This window comes from Arthrobacter glacialis (assembly GCF_002909415.1).
Taxonomy (GTDB): Bacteria; Actinomycetota; Actinomycetes; order Actinomycetales; family Micrococcaceae; genus Specibacter; species Specibacter glacialis.
The window spans coordinates 480,786-488,753 of the sequence record NZ_PPXB01000001.1 but is presented as its reverse complement, the minus strand read 5'-3'; the positions used below and the strand labels follow the sequence as shown (position 1 = coordinate 488,753).

At 59.9% G+C, this 7,968-nt stretch carries 3 protein-coding genes; all 3 read right to left on the bottom strand.

Annotated elements, in window-relative coordinates; all coding sequences use genetic code 11:
- Window positions 1-327: 327 nt before the first annotated feature.
- The 3 genes from glgB to CVS28_RS02100 are packed head-to-tail and all read right to left on the bottom strand — an operon-like array spanning window position 328 to window position 7,901.
- Window positions 328-4,041, bottom strand: coding sequence for a 1,4-alpha-glucan branching protein GlgB (glgB, locus tag CVS28_RS02110; RefSeq protein ID WP_103480460.1), 3,714 nt, complete (start codon window positions 4,039-4,041; stop codon window positions 328-330).
- The gene (treS, locus tag CVS28_RS02105) at window positions 4,041-5,828 is read right to left on the bottom strand and encodes a maltose alpha-D-glucosyltransferase (RefSeq protein WP_103467603.1); all 1,788 of its coding nucleotides are present in this window, start codon (window positions 5,826-5,828) and stop codon (window positions 4,041-4,043) included. Before treS ends, glgB begins: the two co-directional genes overlap by 1 nt.
- A gap of 3 nt (window positions 5,829-5,831) precedes the next feature.
- Window positions 5,832-7,901, bottom strand: a complete 2,070-nt coding sequence (locus CVS28_RS02100) for an alpha-1,4-glucan--maltose-1-phosphate maltosyltransferase (RefSeq protein ID WP_207767598.1) — start codon at window positions 7,899-7,901, stop codon at window positions 5,832-5,834.
- Window positions 7,902-7,968 lie beyond the last annotated feature (67 nt).

The window sequence follows — 7,968 nt, the reverse complement described above, 5'->3', positions numbered from 1 at the left end:
ATAAATTGGTATCAATAAAACTTGGCACACTATTGAGTTCTCAAACAACAACCACACCCAGCCAACACACCCAAACCAACAAACAGTCCGCGATGATCAGTGCCGAGGCAACTTTTCAAGCTTACCCGCATGAATTCCAGTAAGTCAAACCCGTAATTTCGACTGAATTCAAATTTATATTTGAACATAAACAATTAAGCCTGTTTTCCAGGCCGTTGTTTTGGTCTTGTCCGGATCCGAACCGTTCGTTCAGCGGAGTACTAACAATAGCACCTACTTGCCGTGAATACCAAACGGCAAGTAGGTGCTCCAAGGACGCCTGAAGTTCTAGGCTTCCAGAGGGGTCAGATACAGGGCACCAAGGGGTGGCACCCGGAGCTGGACTGAGAGGTTCTGACCGTCCCAGGGTTTTTCCTCAGCCACCAGCGCCCCCAGGTTGCGAACATCGGAGCCGCCAAAAACTGCAAGGTCGGTATTGAGAACCTCTTGCCACGGGCCTGCCGCCGGCAGGCCCACGCGGTGGTTCTCATAGGCAACGCCGGAGAAATTGACAATGCACACTAGCGGATTGCCGGCCTTGTCGCGGCGAACGAAAGAAACTACATTGTTTTCGCTGTCCCCCCCATTGAGCCAGGTAAATCCTTCGGGGACATTGTCCAACTCATACAGGGCGGGAGTGCCGGCATAGCTTTGGTTCAGCTCTTTAACCAGAAGTTGAATTCCGTTGTGCGCAGGGTTTTCTGCCAGCCACCAGTCAAGGCCATGCTGCTCGCTCCATTCGGATTCCTGCCCGAACTCTGTGCCCATGAAGATCAGTTGCTTGCCGGGATGAGCCCATTGGAACGCCAAGTAGGCGCGCAGATTGGCCAGCTGCTGCCACCTGTCCCCCGGCATCTTGCGCAACAAGGAACCCTTGCCGTGCACTACCTCGTCATGGCTGATGGGCAGCAAGAAGTTCTCCGTGAACGCGTACACCAGCGAGAAAGTGATTTGGTTGTGGTGCCAACCACGGTTGACGGGGTCTTCGGCCATGTAGTTAAGGGAGTCGTGCATCCACCCCATATTCCACTTGATGCCGAACCCAAGGCCACCCCCGCTGGTGGGTGCCGTCACCCCGGGGAAGGCAGTGGACTCTTCGGCAATAGTGACAACGCCTGGATTGCGCCGGTAGGCGGTTGCATTCATTTCCTGCAGGAAGCTGATGGCTTCCAGATTCTCCCTGCCACCGTGCCGGTTGGGGCTCCAGGCGCCTTCTTCGCGGGAGTAGTCCAAATACAGCATGGAAGCAACGGCATCCACACGCAGCCCATCAATATGGAACTCCTCCAACCAGTACAGAGCATTGGCCACGAGGAAGTTGCGGACCTCGTTGCGACCGAAGTCGAAGATCAAGGTTCCCCAGTCGGGGTGTTCACCGAGACGGGGGTCCGAGTGCTCGTACTGTGCCCCGCCGTTGAACTTGGCCAACGCCCATTCGTCCTTGGGGAAGTGCGCCGGCACCCAGTCCATAATGACGCCAATGCCAGCCTGGTGCAGTGAATCGACAAGGAACCGGAAATCGTCGGGATGGCCAAACCGTGAGGTTGGCGCGTAGTAAGAGGTCACCTGGTAACCCCATGATCCGCCAAACGGGTGCTCTGCCACGGGCATGAGCTCAACATGCGTGAAACCAAGCTCCTGAACATACTCGACCAGTTCTTTGGCAAGCTCACGGTAGTTCAACCCTGGGCGCCACGAGCCAAGGTGGACCTCATAGGCGCTCATAGGGGAATTGTGCGGATCCGTGAGCGCACGCTGCGCCATCCAATCGCCATCCTTGAATGAATACGAGGATTCCACGACGCGGGAGGCCGTCAGCGGGGGAACCTCCGTGCCATAGGCCATGGGATCAGCCTTTTGCAGCCATTCACCATGTTCGGTGAGAATCTCGAATTTGTAGCAATCCCCCGGCGCCACGTCAGGAATGAACAATTCCCAGATGCCGCTGGTGCCCAGGCTGCGCATGGCGTGAGCCCTGCCGTCCCAACCGTTAAATTCACCGATGACCCGCACTGCCTGAACAGCCGGCACCCATACGGCAAAGCTCACGCCAGACACTTCGCCCAAGCTCGAGTGATAGCGCTGCACGTGCGCGCCCAACACTGTCCACAAGGTCTCATGACGGCCCTCGGCAATGAGGTGCAGATCCAGTTCCCCCACGGTGGGCAGGTACCGGTAGGGATCGTCGGTTCGTTGCACGACGTCGGCATAGGCCACGTCCAGACGGTAGTCCGGCACGTGCCCGGCCTCTTGCGCCGGTACAACTGCCACCCAAATTCCGCCATGTTCATGCGTCATGGGGTACTTGCCGCTGCCTGTCACCACAAGCACCGACTCGGCCAAATGCCGCAGCGTGCGAACAGTAACCAATCCGTCATCGCCCAAGTGTGCCCCGAGCACCGAATGCGGGGCGTAGTACGTTCCCCCGGCAATTCGTGCCAAGATTCCCGCATCGACTGCCAGAGGGGCCATTTTATTCAGTCCCATGTCCACACCACTTTCCCTTGATTCAAACAAATCTCGCACGGCCTTTACTGGTACCCATACCCAGTCGGGCCGATTTTGTAATTCATAAACAACCTCGTACAGCGCCTTATCCAGCCACAATGCCACGAAAAGTGCCGAGTCGATTGCAATTCTTTGCCCGGAACCGCTTTCATACCCCTGAACGAACGCCTCGCCGCTGTTTTGGGCCCATTGCGCGCCGGCCGCAGAGCTCAGTGTCCCTGTTGCCGCAGCTTGCGCCCCTGCATAATCAAAGGAACGCAGCATTCCTGCCACGTCTCGCAAGGTCACATCCGGGCGGCCACGCTCAGCCAACGTCCTCAGCGGCTCACCTTCAAAGTCCAGGATGTACCATCCCAGGGCAGCTTTTGACTCTTGCTGCAGGAGCTGCCCCAGGTGCAGGTCACCGTGAATGCGCTGCGCTGATGGCACTTGCTTTATTTGGTTCAGCTGCGCTAAAATATTGCGAATCTGCACATCATATGGTCCGACGGCGGAGCGCACCAGGTTCCATGCGTCGTTGAGCCGGGTGCCCAGCGCCTCGGTAAACGCAGAAATCTCGGCGGCATCCAGGCGGTGCTCGCCGAGGCCCTGGCGCAATCCGCTGTGAACCCGGGCCAGGGCATCACCTATGGCATGGGCGTTGGCGGAAAAATCGGCGCCATCCCCGGCGGAGTCAAGGGCAAGTCTCCACCCGTCCAGGGCATCGGGGACAAAGTCATGAATCACAAAGAGTGCCACGCTGCCGGTCCCGTAACTCACCGCCGCCTGAAGGGCTGGGACGCTGAATTCTTGGCCGTCAGTGGCCAGGCTGGCAAAGGCCTCCCCGATTTCCACTTCGGGATGCTTGCCGGGATGGAGAACCCGGAAGAATTTGGCAATGAGTTGCCGCTCACCGAGCTGAAAAATGACAGAGCTATTGGACTGCTCACTGGTCACCACCCGGACATGGGTGGCTGCCTCTGCAGCAAGGGTGACAAGCTCCGGGTTCCGCCAGACGCGCAGGCGCTGGGCACCTTGGGCCGGTGCAAGCTCCCCGCGATTCAACTGCACAAGCCAAGCCCGCATGAAAGCCGGGTCCGCAAGCCCGTCATAGACCCGCCCACCTGGCCATTGACGCCCAGGCCCTGTGCCGGCAGCTACTGTTCCCAACAGCGCCGACTCCGGCGGCAGCGCAACTCCGGAACCCACAACCTGGGAAACGTCAGAGCCGTTAGTTAGCGCGGTTGTGCTATTACGGTGGAAGCTCAAGGGGACGTGCAGCGTCAGGCTGGCTCCGGCGTCGTACGGGGCCTGTTGCGTACCGGAGGCGATGTCACGTCCGGGGAATGCCACCTCAACCAAGAGCACGTGCAGAGATACACAAGAGTCCAACGACGGCAGTTCAAAGGAGTCAGCAATGCTCAGCTGGGCCCCCCGTCCGGCGGCGCCCTTGCGCGGGTACCAGCGCTGGGCCGGCAGCCAGGCGGCCAGCAGGTCAATGAGTGTGGCGGTCATCAGTACCCGTACACCGATCCGTCGATGATGGGCAGCGCCTGCGTTTGGTCGGATTGGACGTTGGAGGCCTGTGAACGGATGCGCAGCCAGAAGAAGTCATAGGAGCCCAGGGTCACGGTGAGGCGGCCGTCGTCGTCAATTCCCGGAAAAATCGACTCCCCAAACACTTCACGCAGCCCGCGGCCGGCCAGCTCGGGCATGTGCAAGGTGGTGGCGGCGGGATGTTGGGACAGGTTGAAGACGCACAGGATCGATTCGGGCCGCTCCCCCTCAGCGTTACCCACGGGCAGCACCCGCAGGAATGCCAAAACAGCCTCGTGCGAGGTGGTCACATTCTCGTAGCCGCCCAAACCAAAGGCCGCATGGGCCTTGCGCACAGCCAGAATCTTCTTGTTCCAGTGCAGCAGCGAACTGGAGTGCGCCATCTGCGCCTCAACATTGACGTGGTTGTAGTGATACACCAACGACTGCACTACAGGCAGGAACAACTTGCCCGGATCAACATTTGAAAAACCCGCGTTGCGGTCTGGATTCCACTGCATGGGCGTTCGCGAGGCGTCCCTGTCGTCGAGCCAGATGTTGTCGCCCATGCCTATCTCGTCCCCGTAATACAGGAAGGGGCTGCCGGGCAGGGCCAGCAACAGCGCGTTGATCAGCTCAATCTCCGCCCGGGAGTTGTCCAGCAAAGGTGCCAACCGGCGTCGTATCCCAATATTGGCGCGCATCCGCGAATCCGGGGCATACCAGCCCAGCATTGCCTCGCGTTCCGAGGGAGTCACCATCTCCAAGGTGAGCTCGTCATGGTTGCGCAGGAACGTCCCCCACTGGGCGCCTTGGGGAATGGCAGGGGTGTTCGCCATGGTTTCAATAATCGGCGCGGCCTTTTGATCACGCAGTGCATAGTAGAGCCGGGGCATGATGGGGAAATGGAACGCCATGTGGCATTCGGGATTCTCCGCCGTGCCAAAGTAATCCACCACCTCGTGGGGCATCTGGTTTGCCTCGGCAATGATGACCCGGCCGGGGAACTCGGCATCCACCATGGCGCGCAAATCCTGCAGGAACAGGTGCGTGGCCGGCAAGTTCTCGCAATTGGTGCCGTCCTCGGCATAAAGATAAGGAATGGCGTCGGCACGGAACCCGTCAATGCCCTGAGCCAGCCAAAACTTCACCACATCGAAAATAGCTTCCCGCACGGTGGGGTTCTCATAGTTCAGATCGGGTTGGTGGCTGAAGAACCTGTGCCAAAAGAACTGGCGCCGGACGGGATCAAAGGTCCAGTTGGACTCCTCAGTGTCAACGAAGATGACCCGGGCATCCTGGTACAGCTCCGTGGTGTCGCTCCACATGTAGAAATCGCCAAACGGCCCCGTGGGGTCCTCCCGTGAAGCCTTGAACCACGGGTGCTGGTCAGAAGTGTGATTCAGCGGCAAGTCAATGATGATCCGCATGCCCCGCTCATGGGCCTGGGTCACCAAGGACTTGAAGTCCGAGATGGTGCCGTAGCTTTCCATGATGGAGGTGAAATCACGGACGTCGTAGCCGCCGTCGAGCAGGGGGGAATCAAAGAACGGCGGCAACCACAGGCAGTCGATCCCCAGCCACTGAAGGTAGTCCAGCCGGGAGATCAGCCCGGAGAAATCGCCCGAGCCGTCACCGTTGGCGTCAGCGAAACTTTGCACCAGCACTTCATAGAAAACAGCCTTACGGTACCAATGCCTGTCATGGGCCAATCCGGGCGCGTTCACATTGAACTGCTGGGCACTATTGGTATGCGTGAAGGCCATGACTCACCGCCGGATGTGCAGGATGTGGGCGGGTTCCAGGTGGGCGTCCAAGCGGAAGTAGTTCTTCTTGCCCCAGTTCCAGGTGGCACCTGTGATGAGCTCATCCACAATGAAGGTCCCGTCAGGGGCAAGCCCGTCCAGACCCAAGGCGTCAAGGTTCAAGGTCACCGCGCCTTCGCGCATGCTGTGCGGGTCAACGTTGATCACCACAATGATGGTGTCCTTGCGGGCGGGGGCCCCGTCCGTGGCAGCGATGTGCTTGTGCTTGCTGAACACCAGCGTGGCATCATCCGAACTTTCATGCAGGGTGAGATTTTGCAGATCCAGCAAGGCTGGGTGCGCCCGGCGGATGCTGTTGAGCTTGGTGACAAATGGGGCCAGTGACTTGCCGTGCGCCTCCGCTTTGGCGAAGTCACGGTCCTTGTACTCGTACTTCTCATTGTCAATGTTCTCTTCAGAACCGGGCCGGGCCACGTGTTCGAACAACTCGTAGCCGGCATACATGCCCCACAAGGGGCTGCCCAAGGCGGCCAGAATGGCGCGGATCTTAAACGCCGCCGGCCCGCCGAACTGCAGGTACTCGGTGAGAATGTCCGGGGTGTTGACAAAGAAGTTGGGCCGGAAATAGCCGGCCGACTCGCGGCTGACGTGGACCAGGTACTCCTCCAGCTCCTCCTTGGTGTTGCGCCAGGTGAAGTAGCTGTAGGACTGCTGGAATCCGGCCCGCCCCAGCGCCGCCATCATGGCCGGGCGGGTAAAGGCCTCGGCCAGGAAAACCACGTCGGGACGCTCGGCATTGATCTTGCCAATGAGCCACTCCCAAAACCACACGGGCTTGGTGTGGGGGTTGTCCACGCGGAAAATGCGCACGCCATGGTCAATCCACAGCCGCACGATGCGCAGGATCTCGTGGGAAAGCCCCGCCGGGTCATTGTCAAAGTTCAGCGGATAGATGTCCTGGTACTTTTTGGGCGGGTTTTCCGCATACGCAATGGTGCCGTCCACTCGAGTGGTGAACCATTCCGGGTGCTCGGTGGCCCAGGGGTGGTCCGGCGCGCACTGCAGCGCCAAATCCAGCGCGATTTCCAGCTCCAGCTCGTTGGCCGCAGCCACAAAGGCGTCAAAATCGTCGAAGGTGCCCAAATCCGGGTGGATGGCGTCGTGCCCGCCCGCCGCAGAACCAATGGCCCACGGTGACCCCGGATCCCCGGGGCCTGCCGTCAACGTGTTGTTGGGGCCCTTGCGGTTGACGAAACCGATGGGGTGGATGGGCGGCAGGTACAGGACGTCAAAGCCCATGGCGGCAACTGCCGGCAGCCGATGGGTGGCAGTTTGGAAATTGCCGCTGGTCCACTCGCCGGTCTCCGGGTGGCGTGCGGCGCCCTCTGACCGCGGGAAGAATTCGTACCAGGCACCACGGCCGGCAGCATCGCGTTCCACTTTCAGGGGGTACGCCTCACTGCTGGTCACCAGATCTCGCAGCGGGAAATGCTCGACGGCGGCACGCACGGCCGCGCCGGTCCCGGCGGCCAAGCGGTCATTGACGTTCAAGGACGCATCCGCCAACATGTGTGCCGCATGCTTGAACACCGTCGCCTCTGCGGCACCGGGAGCTTCCTGGGCAGCCTTGCCCAGCAGCTGGGCGCCTTCGGCCAGCATGACGTCCACATCGACGTCGGCGTTGATTTTTACCTGAGCATTGTGCGCCCAGGTGGCGTACAGGTCCGTCCACCCTTCAACAAGGAACGTCCAGTCACCCTCAAAACCCGGGGTGATCACGCCTTCCCAAGCATCGCTGCCCTTACCGCGCGGCGTGAGTTTGCTGCGCTGGGCCACTGTCCCGTCGGGAGCAATCAGAACGGCCGTGGCACCCAGCACGTCATGGCCTTCACGGAAAACCACTGCACTGACAAGCACATCGGCACCACGAACACCCTTGGCGGCGAATTTGCCACCTTCAAGCACGGGCTGGACGTTGGTGATGGGGATTCGACCAAAACGCAGCCCCTCGGCAGGGTTGAGCTTTTCGGGCACCTGCTTGGCAGCGCCAATTTTTGAGGTGGCGGCTGGCATATTTCGCGAAAGCTTGGAAGTACTCACAAACTAGACGTTAGCGACTCCCCCGCCAGATTGCGAAGGC